23 protein-coding genes are annotated in these 23,881 nt (G+C 44.3%); 18 read left to right on the forward strand and 5 right to left on the reverse strand.

All coding sequences use genetic code 11. The features are described 5' to 3' along the window. Positions 1-492: 492 nt before the first annotated feature. Positions 493-1,731 carry a beta-ketoacyl-ACP synthase II gene (gene fabF, locus C7820_RS20710; protein WP_116232697.1) on the forward strand — a complete coding sequence of 413 codons (1,239 nt, stop codon included), beginning with the start codon at positions 493-495 and terminating at the stop codon, positions 1,729-1,731. Between the two features lie 195 nt (positions 1,732-1,926). On the opposite strand, the gene C7820_RS20715 is transcribed toward fabF, so the two are convergent. Continuing rightward, positions 1,927-2,736, reverse strand: a complete 810-nt coding sequence (locus C7820_RS20715) for a tyrosine-protein phosphatase (RefSeq protein ID WP_116232591.1) — start codon at positions 2,734-2,736, stop codon at positions 1,927-1,929. 802 nt (positions 2,737-3,538) lie between these two features. Between C7820_RS20715 and C7820_RS20720 the strand changes: the two genes are divergently transcribed. The 6 genes from C7820_RS20720 (at position 3,539) to C7820_RS20745 (ending at position 9,310) form a co-directional block, all read left to right on the forward strand. Further along, complete coding sequence (locus tag C7820_RS20720) at positions 3,539-3,985, forward strand: cupin domain-containing protein (protein WP_116232592.1); 447 nt, start codon at positions 3,539-3,541, stop codon at positions 3,983-3,985. Positions 3,986-4,056: 71 nt separating this feature from the next. Continuing rightward, positions 4,057-4,779 (forward strand): alpha/beta fold hydrolase, encoded by a 723-nt coding sequence (locus C7820_RS20725; protein ID WP_116232593.1) that lies wholly within the window; start codon positions 4,057-4,059, stop codon positions 4,777-4,779. 242 nt (positions 4,780-5,021) lie between these two features. Continuing rightward, positions 5,022-5,858, forward strand: coding sequence for an oxidoreductase (locus C7820_RS20730; protein ID WP_116232594.1), 837 nt, complete (start codon positions 5,022-5,024; stop codon positions 5,856-5,858). A 26-nt stretch (positions 5,859-5,884) separates the two neighbouring features. Then, a complete protein-coding gene (locus C7820_RS20735; protein WP_181909132.1) occupies positions 5,885-6,751 on the forward strand; it encodes an alpha/beta fold hydrolase in 867 nt (288 codons plus the stop codon). Then, complete coding sequence (locus C7820_RS20740; protein WP_116232596.1) at positions 6,748-7,623, forward strand: sugar phosphate isomerase/epimerase family protein; 876 nt, start codon at positions 6,748-6,750, stop codon at positions 7,621-7,623. The genes C7820_RS20735 and C7820_RS20740 overlap by 4 nt, the downstream gene beginning before the upstream one ends. Positions 7,624-7,909: 286 nt before the next feature. Next, positions 7,910-9,310, forward strand: coding sequence for an MFS transporter (locus C7820_RS20745; RefSeq protein WP_116232597.1), 1,401 nt, complete (start codon positions 7,910-7,912; stop codon positions 9,308-9,310). 104 nt (positions 9,311-9,414) lie between these two features. Here C7820_RS20745 and C7820_RS20750 read toward each other — a convergent pair whose 3' ends face one another. Then, positions 9,415-10,089, reverse strand: a complete 675-nt coding sequence (locus C7820_RS20750; protein ID WP_116232598.1) for a TetR/AcrR family transcriptional regulator — start codon at positions 10,087-10,089, stop codon at positions 9,415-9,417. 321 nt (positions 10,090-10,410) lie between these two features. On the opposite strand from C7820_RS20750, the gene C7820_RS20755 reads away from it, so the two are divergent. The 3 genes from C7820_RS20755 to C7820_RS20765 all read left to right on the forward strand — a co-directional run bounded on the left by C7820_RS20755 (position 10,411) and on the right by C7820_RS20765 (position 14,384). Continuing rightward, the gene (locus tag C7820_RS20755) at positions 10,411-11,592 is read left to right on the forward strand and encodes an MFS transporter (protein WP_116232599.1); all 1,182 of its coding nucleotides are present in this window, start codon (positions 10,411-10,413) and stop codon (positions 11,590-11,592) included. Between the two features lie 267 nt (positions 11,593-11,859). After that, positions 11,860-12,945 (forward strand): NADH-dependent flavin oxidoreductase, encoded by a 1,086-nt coding sequence (locus tag C7820_RS20760; RefSeq protein ID WP_116232600.1) that lies wholly within the window; start codon positions 11,860-11,862, stop codon positions 12,943-12,945. A 452-nt stretch (positions 12,946-13,397) separates the two neighbouring features. Further along, positions 13,398-14,384, forward strand: coding sequence for an oxidoreductase (locus tag C7820_RS20765; protein ID WP_116232601.1), 987 nt, complete (start codon positions 13,398-13,400; stop codon positions 14,382-14,384). Positions 14,385-14,892: 508 nt separating this feature from the next. Here C7820_RS20765 and C7820_RS20770 read toward each other — a convergent pair. The 3 genes from C7820_RS20770 to C7820_RS20780 form a co-directional block, all read right to left on the reverse strand. Next, on the reverse strand, positions 14,893-15,636 hold the full coding sequence (locus tag C7820_RS20770) for an SDR family NAD(P)-dependent oxidoreductase (RefSeq protein WP_116232602.1): 744 nt from the start codon (positions 15,634-15,636) through the stop codon (positions 14,893-14,895). Between the two features lie 20 nt (positions 15,637-15,656). Further along, positions 15,657-16,481, reverse strand: a complete 825-nt coding sequence (locus C7820_RS20775) for an oxidoreductase (protein WP_116232603.1) — start codon at positions 16,479-16,481, stop codon at positions 15,657-15,659. A gap of 332 nt (positions 16,482-16,813) precedes the next feature. Beyond that, on the reverse strand, positions 16,814-17,482 hold the full coding sequence (locus C7820_RS20780) for a TetR/AcrR family transcriptional regulator (RefSeq protein WP_116232604.1): 669 nt from the start codon (positions 17,480-17,482) through the stop codon (positions 16,814-16,816). A 399-nt stretch (positions 17,483-17,881) separates the two neighbouring features. Here C7820_RS20780 and C7820_RS20785 point away from each other — a divergent pair, with 399 nt between their 5' ends. From C7820_RS20785 to C7820_RS20815, 8 genes are all read left to right on the forward strand, one after another. Beyond that, a complete protein-coding gene (locus tag C7820_RS20785; protein ID WP_116232605.1) occupies positions 17,882-18,682 on the forward strand; it encodes an SDR family NAD(P)-dependent oxidoreductase in 801 nt (266 codons plus the stop codon). A 381-nt stretch (positions 18,683-19,063) separates the two neighbouring features. Then, positions 19,064-19,270, forward strand: coding sequence for an SDR family NAD(P)-dependent oxidoreductase (locus C7820_RS34120; protein ID WP_116232606.1), 207 nt, complete (start codon positions 19,064-19,066; stop codon positions 19,268-19,270). Next, on the forward strand, positions 19,237-19,458 hold the full coding sequence (locus C7820_RS34125; RefSeq protein WP_116232607.1) for an SDR family oxidoreductase: 222 nt from the start codon (positions 19,237-19,239) through the stop codon (positions 19,456-19,458). Before C7820_RS34120 ends, C7820_RS34125 begins: the two co-directional genes overlap by 34 nt. Before the next feature lie 194 nt (positions 19,459-19,652). After that, positions 19,653-20,924 (forward strand): MmgE/PrpD family protein, encoded by a 1,272-nt coding sequence (locus C7820_RS20800; protein ID WP_258875334.1) that lies wholly within the window; start codon positions 19,653-19,655, stop codon positions 20,922-20,924. Positions 20,925-20,973: 49 nt separating this feature from the next. Beyond that, positions 20,974-21,228: a DUF3231 family protein gene (locus C7820_RS20805; protein WP_258875317.1), complete on the forward strand. Its 255-nt coding sequence runs from the start codon at positions 20,974-20,976 to the stop codon at positions 21,226-21,228. 141 nt (positions 21,229-21,369) lie between these two features. Beyond that, positions 21,370-21,516, forward strand: a complete 147-nt coding sequence (locus C7820_RS33330; RefSeq protein WP_147306290.1) for an erythromycin esterase family protein — start codon at positions 21,370-21,372, stop codon at positions 21,514-21,516. A 565-nt stretch (positions 21,517-22,081) separates the two neighbouring features. Further along, positions 22,082-22,762 carry a response regulator transcription factor gene (locus C7820_RS20810; RefSeq protein WP_116232610.1) on the forward strand — a complete coding sequence of 227 codons (681 nt, stop codon included), beginning with the start codon at positions 22,082-22,084 and terminating at the stop codon, positions 22,760-22,762. Continuing rightward, entirely contained in the window at positions 22,759-23,208 is a 450-nt protein-coding gene (locus tag C7820_RS20815; RefSeq protein WP_147306291.1) for a hypothetical protein, read from the forward strand. The genes C7820_RS20810 and C7820_RS20815 overlap by 4 nt, the downstream gene beginning before the upstream one ends. The last annotated feature ends 673 nt before the right edge of the window (positions 23,209-23,881 follow it).

A 23,881-nucleotide genomic window follows, 5' to 3' on the forward strand; every position in this document is an offset into this window, starting at 1 on the left:
GCTCCGTTTGTGATGGGGCAATCGGCGATTTCTTTCCTGCAATCGGCCTCCATTCCCTGAAAGGTAATTTTTCCATTCAATGCTGACAACAGTTAATGTTGGGCCTCCGATGGTAATTAAATATGTTAGCCTTTTAAAGCAGAATATTGTAAAAAATAGAAACCGACAAACCAAGGGCTGCCGTAATTACTGGCAGCCCTTGGTTTGAATACAAGGAACAAAAGAGCCCAGCCCAAGTTATCGCTTAGTGAACTGTAGTCGCTCTACCTCTACGTTAAATAGTTTACCCTGTTGGGAAAGGTAGCAATTAGATGGTGTATTGCTTTGTTAATTTAAAGTATGTTTAAAAATATTGCCTTCTTATGAAAAAGTTGATTATCTGTTATAGTTACCTCGGAAAAGAGGAACGTGAGACAAGATCGCTTGGAAGTAGAGTCTAAGATTGTTATGGGGTGATTGGAGAAGAAAATGAGACATCATGAGAGGACCGACTTGGAACGGGTTGTGGTTACAGGCATGGGAGTGATATCCCCAGTAGGTAATTCCGTCGATCGCTTCTGGAATTCCTTGATAAGAGGAGAGTCAGGCATTAAAGATTTACAAGAATTTAAAGCATCTACAATGAAATCAAAAATAGCTGGTATCGTTAAAGACTTTCATGCAGAAACACTTATCGGGCGACAGGAATCCAGGAAAATGGATCGCTTTTGCCAATTTGCATTGGCGGCAACTGATGAAGCAATTGAGGATTCTGGTCTGCTTCTTGAACAAATGGATCGAAAGAGAATTGGTGTTTATGTGGGGTCAGCCGCTGGTGGTATCAAAACGTTGTTGGAGCAAGCAGCCATCAAAGAAACACGTGGTCCACAACGGGTCAGCCCTGCTTTGTCAGCTATGATGATATCTAATATGGCACCTGCGCTAATCAGTATGAAGTACGGGATATATGGGCCAGCGATGTCCCCGGTAACTGCATGTTCGATTGGTAATACAGCGATTGGAGAAGCTTACCGCGCCATTCGATATGGTGAACTAGATGCGGTTTTAGCCGGTGGAGCAGAAGCTCCAATTAACGATTTATCCCTCGCGAGCTTTGGTAATGCCGCTGCTATATCTAGCCATAACCATGAACCTACTCGCGCAAGTCGACCGTTTGATGCTGGTCGAGACGGTTTTGTTCTAGCAGAGGGAGCAGGGATCTTGGTTCTTGAATCACTTACTCATGCATTAGGAAGAGGGGCTTACATACACGCAGAAGTCATTGGCTATGGAGCCAGTTCAGATGCCTTCCATATGGTTAGGCCACATCCTGAAGGAATGGGGGCTTATCATGCGATGGAAATGGCTATTCAAGATGCAAAAATCCATTTTAATGAGATTGGCGTGATTAGCGCGCACGCAACCAGCACAAGAGCCGGAGATCGAGTTGAAACTCATGCAATAAAAGCGCTATTTGGAGCAAGTGCTTACAAAATCCCGATTACAGCAAATAAGTCAATGACCGGCCATTTAATGGGTGCCTCAAGCGCAGTAGAAGCAGTAGCTCTCATCAAGACGCTTCAGAATAACATTATTCCACCCACAATTAATCAAGATGAACAAGATCCAGCATGCGATCTGGATTATGTACCTAATCAAGCAAGGGAATCTAAACTACGAATTGGATTATCAAATTCTTTTGGGTTCGGTGGTCACAATGCAGTAATTGTCATGCGTACCTTCCATAATTAGTGAGCTCAATCAGTGCGGGATTGAGTTTAACTTTAATGATAACGAAAATGATCAAGGGGAACATTAAAAATGTTATTTAAAAAAATCGGTCAGGTGTCTTTTCACCTTGACCGATTTTTACTTCTAGTTAAGGGATCCCATCCGGGAAAGGGAATTGATCGTAAACCTACAGTCATGAAAAGAGATGCCAGATTGTTATGATTCTAGACACATCTTCTGCAGAATTTCTCGTTCTTCCTGTCCTAAGCCGAACTCTTCATTAAGATAAACTTCGATGCTGCCGTAATTATCTTTTATGGATCTGAATACTGCTTCCATGAATACCTCCTTTACGCCTAGCATCTGTTCCACATTCCTCAATTCCACCTCACTTACTTGATCACTAAGTAGTCGCAGTTGCTCAGCGTTATATACTTTCATGATTTCATTCGTTAGCAGATAGTCCTCCATGATAGTTGCTTCCGGAACGCCTAGAGCGAGTAGAATGATAGCAGATCCGACACCAGTACGGTCTTTACCTGCTGTACAGTGGTGAAGGAGTCCCAACCGGTCTGGGAGTCGGATTAAATCTATAAGACGTTTATAAGCAGGATTATTAATTGCAAGTCTTGAGTAAAGTTCAAGCAACAAGTCTTCGGCACGGAATTGTTTAAAGAAACCACTGTTGATCAAATCAACAATATAGTGTGAGCTTCGTTCGTGTTTGTCCATACGACCCGCCAGGTTGATTTGGGTGGCTTGGACTTCAGGAACGGCCGAATGGCGTACATTAATGATGCCAGGAATCAAGGGATCCGGTTTGTGGCGTGCTTCCCTTTCATCACGATAGTCGAAAATAGTCTTGATATTAAGAGCTCGAAATACTGTTAGATCTTGTTCTGACAAGGATGTCAATTCATCGGATCGAAAAAAAAGTCCACGTTTAACCTTTCTACCGTCAACTGTTTTATAACCACCCATATCACGGAAATTACGTGTACCTTGAAAGGGAATGATTCTATTCATACATACACCTCATCTGTTGTTTAATAGGAAGAACCAGGAATCAACATGTCCCTGGCTCTTTAAATTTAATTTATTGTTTAATGCCGTCTGCTTGAGGATCGCTTTTAACTAACTATAGCAAGTGAATATTAATATCAAAAGTAGGCAATTCTTTTGTATTTGCTTTAAAAAATAAAGTTCTGAAACTATCAAACCTGAAAACACTATTTTACTTTTATAAAGCTTAATGACGACCTTTGGTATTAAATTTACCTCTAGTGCTGATCACCACATCATTGCCGTATACACGGTGGTGATGAGAAGTTATCCCTCCGGACAGTTTTCGGCAGCAGAAGGGCGATAGCAGTACCGTCTACCCGGACGGTGGGGTTCTTGAGGACGCCGATCTATATTATTGGTTCGTATCCGCATGTGCTTAGGACAATTCTGAATCGTATTTCCGATATCTCGTTCGGCGTTTCGATCGACAGGGAGGGGCGGATCAGCACAAAGGAGAAACTACTGATCTTCTAGGTACCGGTCGACCGGCAATCGAAGGTGATATGAAGTAATGGTAAGTAGCCATTGTAAGAAACCCTATGGACTTCAACTGGAGTTCACAGGTTTTTTTATTGAAGGGTGTGAATACCTATTCATGGTGCCATGGGGCAAGCCTTTACTCTTATAAAGCTAATTTAAAAAAAGTGCCTTCTTATGAAGAGTTTTGATACCTGCTATACTCACCTCTAGGCAAGGATAGGAGGGAATCTAAGCCGTAAAGTAATTTAAAAATAAACCGTTTTGATTAGAGGGGAATGACAATATGAGTAAACCAATTGTTAATTACGCAACGGATCTCGTATGGTTTGACACCATGCCAGGCGAGCAAATGGCCGTGCGCCTGCACAGCAATCAAGTTGGCGGATCCATTTCTGTGATTGAAGCGCGTGTGCCGTCTCTGATGGGCCCGCCGAAACATATCCATAACGAACGTGAGGAAACATTTGAAATTCTGGAAGGCACATTCCGTTTTCAGGTTGGAGACCAGGAGTTTGATGCAACTCCTGGGACTAGCGTCTTGGTTCCTCGCGGTACGCCACACGCGTGGGCGAATTTGGGCCCTGATACGGGGCGAATGCTGTTCATCTTCACGCCAGGTGGAATCGATGATTTTTTTCCTGAAATTGGCCGACATTCTCTTGAAGAAATTGTACCAATCGCGGCTGCTAATGACACGATTATTATCGGGCCTCCAATGGTCTTGGGGTGATTAGGCTGTTGAAGAAGAATATCGAGTTAATAAATCCGACAATTTATCAAGACAGAGGAGGACTTTTATAAATGAGTACGTTCGTACTGGTACATGGATCCTGGCATGGGGCATGGTGCTGGGAAAATATCATTCCAAAGCTTGAAGAAGAGGGTCACCGGGTCATTGCTTTTGACTTGCCTGGGCATGGACAAGATCAAACCCCATTCTCCGAAATCAATCTAAAAAGTTACACGGACCGCCTTATTGCTGTCCTGGAAAAGGAAACTGAAAAGGTAATTTTGGTGGGACATAGTATGGCAGGTATGGTGATCAGCCAGGTAGCCGAATATCTACCAGAAAAAATTGAGAAGCTAGTTTATTTATGTGCATTTCTTCCTCAAAATGGTCAATCACTTTTTCAAACCTTTGAAATCGTAGATTTAGGAGACGACGCTCCTACGGCTGTGTTTATTGACGAAGCACAGACATATATCGGTCTTCGGGAAGAAGCCATCCAAAGTCACTTTTTTGCCGATTGCACCGAAGAGGATTTCAAATACGCACGCGAAAAGCTATGTTTAGAGCCTCTTATGCCGTCGATAACACCTGTACAGTTGTCAGATGAAAAATTCGGATCCGTACCCCGTGTATATATTGAAGGGCTTAAAGATAGAGCAATTCCAATTCAATTACAGCGTGCCATGTATGCCCAAACGACTTGCGAAAAAGTGATTACAATGGATTCGGATCACTCTCCTTTCTATTCCCATCCGGAAGAATTGACGTCTCATTTCATTCAACTTACCCGTTAATTTAACTGCATACACGTTGACTCAAAAATAGGCAGGTAAAAGAATTGAGGTTGCTCAGGTAAGAGCAGCCTCTTTCACTTACAACTTTCTATCAATTCGGAAAACATTAACCACTCCTTCAAGAGCTTGCAGCAATGCCATCATCCATGGATTTCGAAGTATGTATCGAACTTGTTTGGGGAATTTTAAATCATATTTCCTGGAATCAAATCTGACTATAAGTTGAAAATGGAGTTGATCAAATGTCTAAGGTTTGGCTAATAACGGGGAGTTCAAGAGGGTTTGGATGGGAGCTTACAAAGGCGGTACTTGCAAAAGGCCATAAGGTTGTAGCAACGGCCCGGCGGCGTGAGCAATTGGTATCTTTAGAGGAGGAGTATGGAGATCAAATCCGAACCTTTTCGCTCGATGTGACAGACCGGAATGCTGCCCAGGCAGCTGTAAAATACGCTGTTGATGAATTTGGAGCTCTGGATGTCGTAGTGAATAATGCGGGCTATGCTAACAGTGCACCCATCGAAGAAATGGCTGAGGATGACTTTCGGGCCCAAGTGGAAACCAACCTGTTTGGTGTCGTGAATGTCACCAAAGCAGCATTACCTATTTTCCGCAAACAGCGCAACGGCTATTTTATCCAATTCTCTTCCATTGGCGGTCGTGTAGGCGGGACTCCTGGCATGGGGGCCTATCAGACGGCGAAATATGCGGTAGAAGGATTTTCGGAGGTATTAAACAATGAGGTGAAGCCTTTTGGTGTGAAGGTCACGCTTATTGAGCCCGGGGCATTCCGTACCGATTGGCAAGGATCCTCCATGGTTCGGGCGCAGGTCGGTCCAGATTATGAACAGACGGTAGGCGCGATTAACAAAATGCGGGAAGAAACGGATGGGAAGCAGCCTGGCGATCCTGCGCGTGCAGCGGAAATCATTATTAAACTGACGGAAGAGAAAGAACCTCCGCTTCGCCTTATCCTGGGTGCGGCTGCACTCGAAAGCGCCCTGAAATCTTCAAAGGAACGTGTGTCCGAGGCTGAGAAATGGGCAGATGTAAGCAAGTCGGCAGATTTCACCACGGATTGAAGAGTCACGGAAGGAGTATAACGATAATGACTACAAATTTACGACACCACAGGATTATGGGTAATGGAGTGGTCCAGCATTATGTTACGGCTGGAGAAGGACAGTCCTTGATTCTACTGCACGGTTTTCCGCAGACCTGGTTGATGTGGAGGCCTATTATAGACAGATTAGCAGCACACTTTCGTCTAATAGTACCGGATTTACGCGGACTGGGAGGTGTTCCGGGGCCATCAGATGGCTATGATAAACATACGTTAGCCGCTGATGTTAAGGCCATCGTCCAGGCGGAGTGCGGGAATGAGCCGGTAGTGTTATGCGGCCATGACATGGGGGCGTATGTAGCTTTTGCGTATGCTTTAAACTATCGATCGGGTGTCAAAGGCTTGATTACCGTGGACGCCCCTCTTCCAGGGACGACCTTTGGGGAGCAGATTATGAGCAATCCTCGTACTTGGCATATTAACTTTCATGCCAATGCCGATATTGCCCATATGCTGATAGCTGGCCGCGAGCGCGAATATATCCGTTACTTTATTATGTCCCGTATTTACAATGCCGGGGCTGTTACCGAGCAAGAGGTGGATTTGTACGCTGCCGCTTACTCTGCTCCGGGTGCGCTTCGAGCTGCTCTAGAAATGTACCGCTCTTTGGCTAAAGACCGGGAACTGAATCTTTCATCCCTTCAGAAGGATGGAAAGCTGGAGATGCCTTACGTTGCTGTCGGCTGCAGTATGACAGCGGTCGAGGAAGTGCTCCAGGGAATGGTGGATGAAGTGTCGGTGAATGGAAGCATACGCATCGTAGAACCATCAGGGCATTGGATTCCTGAGGAGCACCCGGATAGATTGTCAGAAATAATTATCGAAACGGCTAACAGGGGGCGTCAAGGATGAAGATCAAACAAACCGAATCGCCTCAGCTTTTGTTTTGGCCGGGTAGTCTAAATGGACGCGGCTTCACCGAACTGCTTGAAGCCGCGTCCAGCGGGGGATATGGCCATATGGCGGTCAGCCCGCTGATGGTTGATCAATTGCTTTCATCGGGAAGGAGCGCAGCTGATCTTTTGGCTGAAGCCGATTCCCATCATGTTCAATTCAGTCATCTGGATGGTGTTTCCAGCTGGGCCCCTTTGTGGTATCAAGCAGACCCCTTTCCATGGATTAAAGAACGGTTTGATTTCTCAAGTGAGAAATGCCTCGATATGGCGGAAGCGCTGGGAATGACCTCTATTCTCGCTGCAGGGGCCTTTGACAAAGGAGCACTCTCGCTTGACGAGCTTATTCAAGCCTTTGGCGAATTTTGTGATGCAGCCGCAAAAAGAAATCTGCGCGTTGAATTGGAGTTCGTTCCTTTCTGGGGAATTCCCGACCTGACGTTTGCCTGGAAGATCGTCCAAGGCGCTAACCGGCCAAACGGCGGAATTCTAGTGGATACTTGGCATTTGCACAAGGGTACAACGAATTTAGAAGCGGATCTTGAACTTCTTGCATCCATACCCTCAGGTATCATACAAAACGTACAAGTGGCCGATGCCAGGCTTGCCAAGCAGGCAGATACCCTTTACGGAGAAGGGCGTTTCCGCCTGTTCCCCGGCAGTGGAGAATTAGCAATTGATCGTATCTTACGTATAATTGCAGCGACCGGAGAACTGAAATGGATAGGGACAGAAATCTTTGGGGACGCCATTGATCAGCTGACATCAGCTGAAGCCGGGAAACAAAGCTCTGCTTCTTTAAGATCGATCATTTCCGGTTTAGACCAATAACCCGTTGAAACCGCGCTTAGCGCGGTTTTTTTCATTGAGCAAATCTACATTAGGATGGTTTGAAACCATGGAAAAGCAACGTTAAAACCTTGGAAGCACTACCAATAATCATTGTAGACAAAAAGAATATAAAATGTTTACTTTGTGTTTACAAGATGTTATTATGAACATGTCTTAAGGAGGCGATAAAGGAAACAGTGGAAATAGAACAGCAAATAACAGCAGATAAATAGCAAAAAAGCAAAGGATAACAATTTAAAATCTATAATGAAAGTGGGCGAAGCTCATGCATAAATCAAAAAACATTGCGTTATTAATTATCATTGCCTGCCAGCTGATGATTGTGCTGGATGCTTCCATAATGATAACAGCTTTACCTGAAATCGGCAGAACCTTGCATTTAGCGACGACCACTTTAACCTGGGTCCAAAATGCTTATATTTTAGCTTTCGGAGGGCTATTACTTCTAGGAGCGAGAGCGGGGGATATATTCGGCCGTAAACAAGTTTTCATGGTAGGAATTGGTTTGTTCACAGCGGCCTCTCTACTGGTTGGGCTAGCAAATTCCACAGAGTTCTTGTTTATGTCTCGTGCTCTTCAAGGTATTGCTGCGGCCTTAGCTACACCATCGGCGCTGTCACTGCTTTCCGTAACCTTTGTGGAGCCTAAAGAAAGATCCAAAGCGATCGCCTTGTATAGCGCCGTATCTGGTGTTGGAGGAAGTGTAGGCTTACTGCTTGGGGGCGTTCTTACGGATTTAATTTCATGGCGGTTAGGCATGTTTATTAATGTGCCGATCGGTTTGCTTTTGCTAAGCTTGGCTCCAAAGTATCTGCCGAAGACAGAAAGGGTATCGGGTCACTTTGACTTCATGGGTGCCGTCACTTCGGTGATTGGAATGACCGCATTAGTGTTCGGGTTTATAAGGGCGGCAGACAAAGGCTGGGTTAACCCGGAGACGGTGCTGTCCCTGGTTGTCGGTTTAGTTTTAATTATCAGCTTTATCGTTATTGAAAAGAGAGCCAAGCAGCCTATTACTCCATTAAGATTGTTTAACAGCCGGGAGCGGACAGCAGGCTATTTAGGAAGATTTTTCTTTGTCGGCGGCATGTTCTCCATGATGTACTTTCTATCTCAATTTCTACAGACGGTATTCGGATTTAACGCTTTCGAGGCTAGCCTGGCATTTGTCCCGATGACAGCTGTTCAATTTGCCATGATGTATGCTGTTCCAAAGTTGTTATCCAAATATGGAACGTCTAAATTGTTGGTTGCAGGGATACTCGTTGCCCTTGCAGGCATGAGTTGGTTAAGCGGAATATCCGTTGAAACCAATTTTTATATAGGTATCGTAATGCCAATGATACTGTTGGGAGTTGGAGCGGGCATTATCTTTATTCCATTTACGTCTTTAGGATTATCCAATGTAGAAGCACGAGATGCGGGAGCTGCATCCGGGCTTGTCAATGTGGCCCACCAAATCGGCGGATCTGTGGGGTTAGCTGTATTAGCTAGCATATTTGGCGGGAAGGCTCCGGCCGGCTCTTTATCAAAACAAGCTTTCGCACATGCTGTCTCCTTAACCATTACTGGATCTACTTTGTTTTTTGCGGCCTCATTAACCGTTGTTGTTCTTCTATTACTTGTCAAAAAAGAAAAGCAAGCACCATTAAAGGTACCTGCTTAAAATAGGGAAAGGGTCTCAAGCGAAAATGCTGAGACCCTTTTTTATATAGAATGAATAAAAAGGCAGGCGTTATGCCTGCCTCTAATTTTTTACCTTGTAGGGTTTCAAACGTGCAAGTTCCGATTAAACTTCTCAACGATATGCTCAATAACGGGATGTATTCTGGAGTCATCCACGATATTTATCTTTTCCGCTTTAAATAATTGGACTTTCTTAAATTGATAATAATCATATAACACTTGTTGAATGGACATTTGATTATAGAGCAGGTACTTCACGTTCAGGATTTCCCGAAGCAAAATGTCATCTTGAAGCAGGATGAATTTTTCGTTGATTTGATTAAAAATCCCTTTGTCTTTTCCGTACTGATAAAACTTTAAGGTTTGCTGCTCACGTTTGGACAGGGTGCCTTTTAAGCGGTCAAATAAGTCAGGATACGCAAGTTGAAGGTCTTTTAAAAACACATCAGAAATCTTTCCGACAAGGGATACAGATTGTTCAAATAAATGTTGAAACCATACTCCGAAAGACTCCTCATCATCATTTAAATTAGGATCTTCAAGTTCTTCAATATAATCAATAAACACATTTACAACACCTTCAATGACTTCCTGTTTGGATGAAAAATTCTTATACATTTTAGCTCTGCTTACATCCATCTTCTTTGCAATGTCATCCATCCGTAGACTTTGAAACCCATCATTCATTATGGCTGAGATAAGCTTCTTAAGGAGCTTGACTCTCGCTATCTCCTGCTGGTTCTCTATTTGTTCCTTCATAAATACCCTCCCTAAGAACTATTATACCTTAGAAAAGGTGATTTTAACGCATGGAATAAAATAAACCTTTTTAATCCATTTTGTATGATCTAGTAATGGCTCAAAATGACTTAAATGGAACAAAGAAGAGTAAATTCTTAATCTTAGGGTTCCAATTTTCATACCATTATACCCTTTAAATACAAAATAATTTAAGTAGACATTATATATACATTTTGTATATAATGATTCGAGTCGGGGGGAGTAATTTATTTAGGAGGGATACAGGTGATGATTTGACGATGAGTCACAAAATTTTTACGAAGGAAGGAATATAAACAAATGAAGTTAAGTATCAGAATAACGTTATTATGCATGGCAGTTACGGCAACGTTTGCACCAATGCTCGCAGCTCCTGCATTAAAATCATTAAAGGCTGACTTTCCAGACACAAGCGCGTTACTTATACAATGGGTAGTTACCTTATCTTCTTTATTTATTTTACCGACACTATTGTTTGCCAGCACACTAGCGAAGAAATTTTCACGCAAAAGTATCTTGGTTGTTGGACTAGCTGCTTACGTTATAGGAGGCATTGGGCCTGTATTTGTAAATTCAATCCCTTGGATCCTCGTATTCCGGGCTATATTAGGGTTAAGTATTGGTTTAATTTCTCCAACATTTAATGCGCTTATTGCAGAGAGCTTTCAAGGGAATGAACGTACCAAAATGAATGGATGGGTTACAGCAGTCAATGGTATTGGGGGAGCTATCTTTCTTAGTATCGGTGGATTTATAGCCACGTATGGCTGGAGAAGTGTATTCTTGAGTTATTCTTACGCCCTTCTGCTATTGTTTTTGGTTTTATTTTTCCTTCCTAAGTTTCCCCCTGTTCAGGTTCAGCATTCAAGTAAGCGATCAGCAGCGAGAATTCCGGCTAGCTTTTACCTAATTGCTTTACTTGGCGGTCTTCACGTAATGCTCTATTTCACCATACCCACCAGTTTATCTTTATACTTGACTGAAATAGGTATTGGGACAGCTTCAACTGTTGGTTATTACTCAGCGATATCTTTATTTAGTATTTTCCTTGCGGGTGTGGCTTACCCCGTATTAACACGGATCTTTCATAGATTTGTAGTTACCTTTGGATTAGTTCTTTATGGAACAGCCTTTTTATTAGAAAGCTTTGCACAGAATATATGGATGATTGCCGTTGCCGTGTTATTCATGGGATTTGCTCAAGGAATCTTCTTTCCTATGTCCTTCACTAAAACAGCGCAGGTGGTTCCTAAGGAACGTTTAACAACAGCGATATCCATCCTGTTAGCCTGCATTTATGGATTCCAGTTTCTTTGTCCGCTCTTTATGAGCGCAGTTTCTACCCTGTTTGGTTTCTCTTCAACAAGGAATACTTTTCTGCTTCTCGCTGTGGGACTAGCCTTATCCGTTATTGTGTCCATACTTTCTGCCCATAGAGTAAGAGTAAAAAAAGCACAAGGTGGAGAGATAAGTACAAATTAAAATTAGGGGAATTTACCAAGGAGAGCAAAAGACTGTATTTTTGTAAAGCTTATTTAAATAAAGTGCCTTCTTTAAAAAAACGTGGATCCTGTTATAGTTAAGCCGGGGCATTGATCTTCTATCAACGATCTTATGAAACGGGATGTTCGTTGATATGAAGTAGACAGACAGATCTGTCTGAATAGAGCGGCTAGAACTTGTAAGTCCAAGTTTGATGGAGATTTAGCCGAATCAAGTAGGATCAAATATCTCTGGGAGGCAAATAGTATGAAAGAGTCTTATAAATCCATTTTTCAACCCCTTCGGTTGAGAAGCGGCAAGGAATTAAAAAACAGAATCGTTATGTCCCCAATGGGTCATTTGGGCTCACTGCCGGGCGGATTTATTTCTGAGGAGGAACTGGCCTATTACGATATGAGAATTAAGGATGTAGGCATGGTCATTACCTCCTCCACAACGGTAAAGAAAGGAGAGCATTATCCCGGTTTGCCAGCAGTGGAATCGGATGATCATATTCCTGGACTCCGCAAGTTGAGCCATCTGTTGAAGTCCCATGGAGCGGTTGCCGTCATGCAGCTGCTGCATGAGGGGGCTAATGGAGCAGGTGAAGCTCCGAGTGCGGTTACCGCAGATAATCCCAATTATCCTGTCCCTCGTGAATTAACGGATAGAGAAATTAAGGATATTATTAAAAATTTCGGTGATGCAGCCAGACGAGCCATTGAAGCCGGATTCGACGGAGTCGAAATTCACGGCGCCAACGGATTCCTGATTCAACAATTTACTTCCCCACATTACAACCGCCGGAATGACAGATGGGGGGGCACACCTGAGAAACGACTGGCTTTCTCGCTCGCCGTTATCGATGAAATCAAGAAGGTTGTGGCAGACAGCGGAAAGCCGTTTATTATCGGCTACCGGATTTCACCGGAAGAAGCAGAAGCAAACGGATTGACTATGACGGAAACCATTCGGAACGTTGATATCCTTGCCGACCAGGGACTGGACTACATCCACGTATCCCTTCATGATTTTTGGTCCAAGCCGCGTCGGGGAACAGATGACACGCGCTCCAGAATGGAAATTCTTAAAGATGTCATCGGTGAACGTACTGCCCTGATTGGCGTTGGTGGAATCAAGACGCCTGAGGATGCCACCAAAGCCTTGTCTACCGGTGTAGAGCTTCTTGCAATTGCAAGAGGGCTGCTCCTAGATCCACGCTGGGTTGAAAAAGTTCGGGAAGGCAATGAAGATCTTATTAAGAAGAAATTATACCGCGCCGATAATACTGATTTAAGGCTTCCTAGTGGACTTTGGAACATGATTGAGAATTATATTCCGTTTGAAGATTAACAAAAAAAAGGATCGTTAGCTATGACGACAAAAATATAGGGTCAACCGTTTTTGACCTTTATTTGTTTACAAAATAGCATAATGAACAGCCGCCAACTGATGAACTAATGATTCCTCTTGACTTAAAGTATACTCCAAGGATTAGAATGCGATGGAACAAGCCGGGCTAACAAAAAAATTTGGCGTGTAGGAAGGGAGTGAGAGGGGACGCTAGTCTTGATCTCATTGCGAGGCGGACTGGTTTCTCCAAGATACAACCGGTATAACGAGAGGATCGAATTGTTGTCACATATAATGTACATCTGATTATTTACCTATCTCTGGGATTTTTGACCAAACAACTGTTCCAGTGATTGACTGGAATAGAGCTACGGCTGTAATCGATCACGAAAAGACGCTTCTGTATAGAACTCCTGATGTATAACTCACAAAAATGCTTGGAGGTTACACATATGACAACTCAAAATCACATCTTGCTACAAACACCGATTCGGTCCGGCTTCGGGCCTCGGACGACGGCAATGGAAGCCCTAGGTGATCGGGACTTGACCGGTAAGACCGCCATCGTGACAGGGGGCTATTCGGGACTTGGTCTGGAAACCGTCAAGGTGCTTGCATCGGCAGGAGCAACGGTTATCGTGCCCGCCCGCTCGCCTGAGAAAGCACAGGCTGCTTTAAGCGCAGTTTCTGGCGTGGAGTTGGAACGATTGGATCTCATGGATCCTGCTTCTATCGATGCGTTCGCCGAACGGTTCATCGCTTCTGGACGTCCTTTGCATATCCTTATCAACTCCGCAGGAATCATGGCGGCTCCGCTTCATCGTGATTCCCGGGGGTATGAGTCACAACTGGCAACGAACCATTTGGGACATTTTCAGCTCGTGCTGCGGTTATGGCCTGCACTTAAAGCAGCGGAGGGTGCGAGAATTGTATCTGTATCGTCACGTGCACATCAACTCTCCGGCATTAATTTTGAAGATCTCCACTTTACAAAGCGCCCCTATGACAAATGGCTTGCGTATGCGCAATCGAAGACGGCCAACGCGTTGTTCGCCGTAGCGTTGGACAAGCGGGGAGAATCGCATAGCGTTCGGGCATTCTCCGTTCATCCAGGCACGATCGTGACCGACTTGTCCCGTTATCTGAGTGAGGAAGAATTGCGATCCATGGGCGCATTGAATGAACAGGGAGAGCGCGTCTTTACGGAGTATAACGATGAACTTAAAACGATTGAAGAAGGTGCTGCTACGGCTGTCTGGTGCGCAGTTCATCCGCAACTTGACGGGAAGGGCGGCGTATACTGCGAGAACGCGGATATTGCGGTTATAACGGACACTCCATATACCCCAGGTATTTTTGAATGGGCAGCAAACACTGATGACGCCGAGCGGCTGTGGACCTTAAGTGAACAATTGATCGGCTTGGAATTCGTTATTTAAATCGTGTACTAATAGTAACAAAATCGAAATAGCACGACAGTCCTCGGAGGCACGAGGGGGCTGTCGTTTTTAATTAGATGATGAACAGTATAATGACATCGAACGAATTTTACAATTTCTATAAAAAAGTAAGACATAGAGAACAGGGCTTCATAAAATAAGAATTTGTGATAGGGAAGCATTTTAAAGAGTGATTTTCTCGAAGGGAACGCTTCCATATCTAGTCATCGTAAAAACCTTGATAGAGCCTGTAACTACCGTATCTCGCTCTGAAGGGTTGATTTCGAGAGAGTTATGAGATCAGGTGTAACTTCCTGTTACGGTAAGGGAAACAACAGCCAAAAACTAGAATAGGACGACTCCTTGACCATATTAACGTAGTCTTTGTTATCTAAGGGCTTGTAAATAAAACCAGAAGGCTAGAACGCTAAAAAAGTAGCGGTCGCATTGAATTTCTCGTTCCAATTGTTCCAAGTCGACCGCCTTGAATCTGGTTGTTACCTAGTTTCTAAATTAAGAAGCCACCATCAACTACGACGTGTGCTCCTGTCATGTAGGAAGCATCGTCAGATAGAAGCATGGCTATTACTTTAGCAATTTCGCTCGGTTGACCCATTCTGCCTAATGGGATTGCTTTAGCAATTTGTACGGCTTCTTCACCGCCTGAATCAACCATTGGTGTTTCAATAACTCCGGGTGCAAGAACATTTATTCTAATATTTTGATCGGCATAATCATGGGCCGCAGTTTTCGTAAGTCCAATTACACCATGCTTACTAGCTGTATAGGCTGCACGTTGTGGAAGGGCCTTAGACGAGAAGACGGATGCAACATTTACGATTGCGCCTCCTCCAGATTGCAAAATGGCCTGAATTTCATACTTCATACAATAGAATACTGAATTCAGGTTTACATTCATAACGTTGTCCCATGCCTCCAGTGTAATGTCCGCTAGCTTGTGGTTCTCACCCGAGACGCCTGCATTATTTACCGCAAAGTGTAAAGCTCCAAAATGGCTAACAGCTTGACCAACAATGTGTTCAACTGATTCCGGATTGGAAACATCCCCCGCAAGAACCAATGCATTACCACCGCTATTAAGAATTTGAGAAGCAACTTCTTCAAGAGGTGCATTTCTGCGACCGACTAGAACAACATTTTGCTTGCGATTTGCCAATTCAATTGCAGTAGCGGCTCCTATACCAGTTCCAGCCCCTGTAATTAGGACGGTTTTAGGTTCAATGTTATTCATCTTTTTTCAAACCTTTCTCATTAGAAGTCCGTTGATACGCTTAATTCTTCCCAACGTTTTGTTTCATCGAGTTTAGCCTGATCTACCATATTCGCAATTTTCACGGCGTCACTGCCCATCAATAACCGTAGGGGTGGATTCTCGGCATTTGCAACAGTAATGATTGCTCTTGCCCCTTTCACGGGATCTCCCGGTTGCTTGCCACTTGATTCTCTTGTCCGCTGAAGCATGGCTCCGACGGTGGATTTATAGTTTTCGCCCGGTTCAACGTGCTGCATGGAAGTGCCGGCCCAATCCGTACGGAAGCCGCCTGGTTCTACAATTGTAACTTTAATTCCGAGCGGCGCAATTTCTTTAGACAAGACTTCGGAAAATCCCTCTACGCCCCACTTTGCCGTTTGATAAGCCCCAAGCCCGGGTGCGCCAGTTCGACCGCCTACCGAAGAGACTTGGATGATGTGTCCCGAGCCTTGTTTTATGAGATAAGGAAGAACAGCTTTGGATACATTGATGACGCCCCACAAATTGGTTTCAATTTGCGCTCTAAAGTCTTCATTACTGGTTTCTTCGATTGCTGAGATATTCCCATACCCTGCGTTATTAACGACTACGTCCAATCTTCCAAAGACATCAAAAGCAGTAGCAACTGCCGTTTCCACCTCTTCCGGTTTAGTCACATCCAAAGATACCGGATGGACCTTAGAGCCGTATTTATCAACCAGATCTTTTAATTGTTCTGTCTTGCGCGCGGTTGCAATTAAGGAATTTCCATCTTTCAATACCTCTTCAGCTAAGTGGCGGCCTAAACCACGCGAACTACCTGTTATGAGCCATACTTTAGACATTCTTTAATCACTTCTCCTTAAAGGTAATTTGGAGTAGTTACTCTTTGCTCCATTCTTAAAGGGTACCCTTAGTCAGCCAATTTATGAATTTGCTGGTCATAATTAACGCTTTTAAGACACCAAACCTAACGACCGTAAAATATAACATGATATGGAGACCAGTTAATATGGCGATGAAGTAGGAGAATGGGAGAGATTTTCCCCGACGTTTCTTCGCTGTTATTTTGCTAGATCGAACCGATTGGCTGAAATTTTGGCACAAACAAAATAACTACCTGACAATTAATGATCATTCAACTAAATTCGATTAAATTTACCGAAAAACGAAAGAATTAAAAGGAAGCGTTGATCTTTCTTGCAATGTGTTCGATCACCGGTTTAATTTTCGAATCATCAATCCCGCCGATTTTATCCGACTTAAATAACTGAATCTTCTTTAGTGTGTAGTAATCAAATAATACTTGTTGAATGGAAACCTGGTTACGAATTAAATATTTCGCATCGATGATTTCACGTAGTAGAACGTCATCCTGCAATATGATAAATCTTACGTTTATTTCGTTGAATATCCCGTTTTTAATCCCTTCTTCGTAAAACTTTACGGTTTCCTGTTCACGCTGGAACATCGCATCCTTTAATTGATTGTACAAATCAGGATAAGTCGCTTGAAGCTCCTTCAAAAAAAGATCTGATATATTTACGGCTAGTTGAATGGACTGCTCGAACAAATTCTGAAACCGGGTAGCATATGAAGTTTCGGTATCATCTGAAGTTTCGAGAACCAATTCATTAATATAGTCGACGTACACCTCAACGATTCCAACCAATACACTTTCTTTAGAGGAGAAATATTTGTACAGTTTCGCTCTGCTGACATCCATGTAGTTCGCAACATTCTCCATTCTCATATCTTGAAATCCTTCTTTCATGATGGTTGGGATCAGTTTTTTTATCATGTTAGTTCGGATTATATTTTGTTTGGAATCCTGGTTTTGTGGCATGTAGACTTCCCCCTTAGGTGTTTCTTTATATTATAGTGCAGATTAACGACAAATTATAAAGTTTATTCAAAATAGACACTTTACATATTTTTTGTTTACATTGTCTTGTTTCGGTGTTATACTCGGATCAGGTTAAGACGAAGGAGTGGTCAATGATGATGACGTAAGGAAGCTAATGGAAGCGGAAGTTTATCGTTGACACGGTTTTAATCTCAGTAGTATCGGCAATCATGTCAGCAAGCTAAAATGCCGTGGCGTAATTGTATTGATATAGATTTCATGCTTGTTGCCCCTATTGCTCATCAAGGAATGTCATGTATAAGGCGTCGATCCAAAACAAAAAATATCGCGTTAAGAGTATTCAATTACTTACAACACGAAGAAAGAAGGCAATTAGACATGGAATTGAATTTGAAAGGTAAACGTGCACTGATTACAGGTTCGAGCAATGGTCTCGGAATGGCAATGGCTAAAATGCTGGGAGCTGAAGGAGCATCCATCATCGTACACGGCCGTAATGAAGAGCGTGCTCGCGCTGTAGCCGAGTCCATCAAGTCCAATGGTGGAGCTGCTTCGATCGCTCTTGGTGACCTAACGACGGATGAAGGCGCAGATGCGGTAGCTGCCGCTGCGTTGGCTGAAGGTCCAGTCGATATTCTCGTCAACAACGCCGGCTTCTATCGACATTTTTCCTGGATGGAAGCAACGGCTGATGAATGGGCTGATACCTATAACGTTAACGTCATTTCGGGTGTGCGCATGATTCAACGTTTGGTTCCAAAAATGCGTGAGCAAAACTGGGGTCGTATCATTACGATCGGCGGAGGACTTGCTCTGCAACCCATGAATACTCACCCGCAATACAACGCAACCCTGGCTGCTCGTCACAATCTTGCTGTATCTCTGGCACGTGAATTGAAGGGCACGAAGATCACTTCCAACGTCGTCTCACCAGGAGCGATCCTCGTGGATGCGGTTAGAGAATTAGTTGAGGACATCGGACCTTCTCGCGGCTGGGGCCAAACCTGGGAAGAGATTATGCCTAATGCGGTGAACGAACTTATTCCTAACGACCGTGGACGTTTCGGTTACCCGGATGAAATTGCAGCAGCTGTAGCTTATCTTTGCAGCGACTACGCAGAATATGTCAGTGGGGCAACCATTCGCGTGGATGGCGGATTGATTCGAGGCGCTTTCTAAGAAATCAGCTGCTCTGCAGCTTCAGAGAGTCATTCAAATCCCAACAAAACAAGAAATCATCCCAACCGTTATTAAAGCGGTCTGGGATGTTTCTGTTCAAATGATCAACCCTAGCAAAAAACACCATATACGAATTTTATATATTTTGTTTCCTTAATAAGGAATCCAGCAAGTACTTTGTAAGGTTTAGCTACAAGGGAATTCAGGATAAATCTCCATCGATAAGATAAAAATAACCAAACCAAGATGAAAAAGTATCATTTGGTTTAATGATGTTGGGCTGTAACTGCATCGTTCGCTCCAATGCCTGCAGCACCTGTGATCATTTTCCGGATACCAATTCACTTCTCATCCAATGGGTATTGACTTCAGACGAATGTCATGGGCGTTTTCTTAGGAATGAAATATCATATCCTTGAAATGCAAAAGACCTTTGGTGGTTCAATTGTAAACTTTGCATCTATTGCTGGACTTAATGGAATGCCTTATGCAGGACCATACTCTGCCAACAAAACATGCTGTTGTTGGACTTATAAAATCAGGTGTTTTAGATTATGCCACTCAAAAACATCCGCATCAATGCTGTAGCCCTAGGGACTACCAACAACGATGTCATTGAAAGTATGACGAAGATACCGTTATCGGCAATGCAACTATACTGCGTAAGGGAAAACCGGATAAAGTCGCTAAGGCTATGTGTATGGTTACTTTCTGACGAAGCATCTTTTGTAACCGGGCATGTCCTGAGTGTTGATGGAAGATTCCAAGCAAAATAATAAGCTCGTTGCTAATTCCTGTTTAAACGTTTGTACCATAGAAGGATGATTTAGAAATCACACAAGGAGTATGTTGAAAATGAGAGTTACATCCGAGCACGCACACACAATATCTCAACGTCTAGCTAAGTGGGTGGAGTTATTACGTTACGAAGACCTCCCCGAGGGGGTCATAGAAATAAACAAAGCTGCTAATTCTTGATCAACTCGGCTTACAACTGATGGGCGCAACGTTGCCAAACGTCCAACCGGTTCGGCGTCTTGCTGAGTCCATCAAAGCGGTACCAGAAAGCACAATATCGCTAGGAGATGCTCGCACCAATGCCGCAACGGCAGCATATGTCAATGGCACATTGGGTCACAGCTGTGAGTACGATGATGCACATATGCTGGCGTGGCATAGCAGTTCTGCTGTTGTCCCAGCCGCCTTGGCCTTAGCTGAACGAGAGAATGCTTCAGGAAAAGGACTCATCACGGCGGTATTGGCAGGCATACAGGTCATGTGTCTGCTTGGTGCTGCCATGGGACAAGGTATGCAGACAGCCGGATGGCACGGTTCAAAGGTAATGGGCGTATTTGGTGCAGCAGCAGCAGCCGGCAAAATCCTTAAGCTTTCCGAATACGAATTGGTCCAAGCTTTCGGTATCGCGGGTAGCGATGCAGGTGGAACGATGGAATATGATCAAAGTGGCGGGGAAGTGAAGCGATTGCATGCCGGGTCCGCATCTCGATCTGGATTGGAAGCTTCGCTTTTGGCTCAAGGCGGATTTACCGGCCCTTCAACGATATTTGAGGGTCAGCGGGGAATCTTTAGAAATTTTGGTGGAACCGCTGATATCCAAAGCTTCGAAGATGCATGGAATCATTGGCATATCCTCGATACCATTTTTCGGTTCTTCCCAGGAGTCGGTACAGTGCATGCACCACTTGATGCCGTTTTGCACCTGCGGGAGGAGAATGACATCGATTGGCGAGATATAGAAGAAATCCGTGTCGGTCTAGTCAACTTTGCCGTTGGTCATGGAGCTTCAATCACCCGCCCAACCGATGCAATCTCGGCCCAATTTAGCCTTGGATTCGGTATTGGGCTGCAATTCATTACGGGGCAAAATTCGCCGCATGATTATTTTGATCCAGCCCGCTGGGAGGACCATGATATCCTCTCTATCATAGATCTTATTAAGCCATACGCCATGCCAATCCCAGAAGGTGACCCCGCCCTGAGCGCAAACGTTGAGATAATGATGAAAGATGGTCGACACTTCGAAAGGTATCAACGTGGCTTCCGAGGTCATCCCGTATCGCCGGCCAGTCCAAAAGATATACATGACAAGTTTTATAAAAACCTTATCCATGTAACTTCAGTTGCGACGGCAACTGATATTTTAGAATCCGTGATGTCAATCGAAAGAATGACTAATGTGCATCCATTGACGAGTTTACTTGGATCAACTCCCCATCACTGAATTAGGCTTGAAGTACTAAAAGATAACACAGGACACTTATATTGATCATTTGGTCAGACCATCAATGGAGTCCCCTTTCTCAGATAAATTGATGGTTTATCATAAAATCGATATGTTCTCTATGAAGATTAGGGAATGCGCCAATGGTGCATCACTTAGTGCAAGAAAAGATGTAGCCGCCTTATTTGCAAAATGCCAGTTGGAAGTATCGTTATACGTCGAAGATGGTGCCAATATTATGATTGATCATGGCTGGTTGGAGCAACCTCCAGAAGCTATAGATCGAGATCAATTACACACCTAGGAATTAATAGCTGGTTGAGCAGTTACCTTTGTATAATCGAGCGACTTAAAAGAAAGGGCCCTTCTATACAGAATGGCCCTTTCAAGCTTGCTGTAATAAGAAGTCAGCTCCTCGGATTATAACGGGCCGGATGCCCAGGCTTTGCTGTGGGTGGATAATACCCAAATCGGGGACGCCCGCGCAACGGACATGGCGGCTGACGGCATGGTCAACGTCGCCGCGATTACCGCCCGGCTCAGCGTCGGCTTCGGTACCCATCACGGGCATGTGCTGGCAGGCTCGGCCTGAGTGTGCCCGTCGAGGTCATGGAAGTTCCGCCCTTCATCTGAGGCAACTGGGAAGACCTGCTGGCCCGCGCAGGCGGAGGTGAAAACATGCTACTGCTGTTTGACGCCGATGCCCAGCCAGAGCTGGGAAGTGTTCGGCCACGATCGGCGTGGTGTATGATCCAGGTTATGAGCTGGGGAAGTACGTTCCCTCGCGCATGCCAATGCGTTACGATGCGTTCGTCTTTATCCATGAAACCCATGCGTTAGAACCGCTGGCACTGCCGCTGATGGTTTGAAGGTCCATAATCATATATGCAACAGCTGCCCATGATGGATTAAAGGCGGCTTTTTTCATTGACACGGCAAGTTCATTCCGAGTTCACACGAAGTACACAAGGGACCTTTATAATGACGGGTGTAGTGAGAAATCAAAGGTTAGATGCAGCCAGGGTCCAGCCTGAGACTGCGATGCATGCAGATTCCCGTACCGGATCAAGAACATGTGATAACATGGAATCAACGAAAGCGATCCATGGATAAGCAGCGACATCACACAACATAGACACAGATGCGGAGTGAACGGGATGAAACGTAAAATTTTGCTTGTCGAAGATGATACGCTGATGCGCGAATTCATTACCGACTATTTCAAAAAAGAGCAGTGGGACGTTAATGAAGCGGAGAACGGCAGAATCGCGCTGGAGAAATTCGAGGAAGTTGCCGTCGATCTGGTCGTGCTCGACATTATGATGCCGGAAATGGACGGCTGGTCGGTATGCCGCCGAATCCGTGAGAAATCGGATGTACCGATCATCATCATTACCGCCCGTTCCGACGATGACGACCAAGTGATGGGCTTTGAGCTTGGAGCCGACGAATATGTGACCAAACCGTTGAGCCCTCGAGTGCTCGTAGCCCGGGCAACCGCTTTAATGAAAAGAACGGAAGGAATCGTGGGGTTAAGTTCCGATGTGCTGGTATACGGAGCCATATCGGTAAACCGCGCGGCACACACCGTAACCGTAGGGAATGCCAAATTGAATCTGTCTCCGAAAGAGTACGAACTGCTGTTATACCTCATCAAGAACCATGGCAGGGTTCTGGCCAGGGAATCGATTTTGGATGCGGTATGGGGGTACGATTACTTGGGAGATGTACGGACGGTGGATACCCATATCAAAAAATTAAGAGCCAAATTGGGAGACGAAGGCCGATATATCCGGACCATGATTCGTGCGGGCTATAAATTCGATATGGACGAATGAGACGACGCAGCGTTGTGTTCAAACTGTTTGCCGTCACATCCGTGCTGATTTTGGTGGTGTTTTCCCTGGTGATGCTGGCAGAAGGACTGTTCTTCGAGCGGTTTTACCGATCCTCGAAACTGGGGGCATTGGAGCATGGGATGGATCAGTTCGCCCGGCAGTTTGAGCAGACTGAAGGAGCCGTTGCGCTCGGGCAGCTGTTCGTGAAGAACGGCACACCGGCGCAGACGTTCGAGATTATCGGCCAGCGGCTCATTACGGGCGTCCGCTCCGTGATGCTCGAAGACCATCCTGGAGGCGCATTGCTGGCTTATGTGACGTTCAGCTACCTGTTCGATCCGTACGGCAATAAGTCGGGTACTCATGCAGGAAAATGGCGAATGGAAAATCTCGGTCGTCGACTGAGGAACCATAATTCAAAACAACAAACAGCAGCCGGCAAGTAATTGGCTGCTGTTTTCTTAAGCTAACGGGGGTTGATTCCGGATGGTTAAATTCAATCAGACGGCAAGAGAGTTTTTTGTAAAGTACTACAACAAAAAGAAGTTCTCTTTCACTAAAGAAATGGCAGCTGGCGGGATCGCCCTCGTGGTGAATTTAAGCTTTTGGGACTATAAGCTCCCATTCAATTCATGGAATATGCGACGACAACAAATGACCTAGCCTAGGATAAAAGCTATCTAAGGCTTTACACAATACCGCCTACGTATGATTTATATTATCCGCGTCTATCAACCTAGGTTTGTCCTCTTTAATGTTGAAAGCATTGCTTGAGATTGTTCCTGAGATGAATAATAAGATTGCGGAATATAATGAAAGGTTTTATTCCGAAACTAAAACTACTGTTTGTTCAATAGGTCAATATCAGCAACTAAATCTTTTATTCTCTTTAATCTCCGATGCGCCTCGCTGAATTGCTTTAAGTCATTTGGGTGGACAATCTTGCGATTCATCTCTAAAACCGTATCAATGTCCCCGTTTACATGTCTTCTTCAATATCATTTATGTATTTGTTTAATTTATCTAAATGTAGATTATCGTTTTTCTCCGTTAGGCCCGTTTTTAATGCTTTTTTATTTAAGCTAAATAATCTTCTCATATAATACCTCTTCAGATAAT

Origin of the sequence: Paenibacillus sp. VMFN-D1 (assembly GCF_003386155.1) — a bacterium.
GTDB lineage: Bacteria > Bacillota > Bacilli > Paenibacillales > Paenibacillaceae > Paenibacillus_AQ > Paenibacillus_AQ favisporus.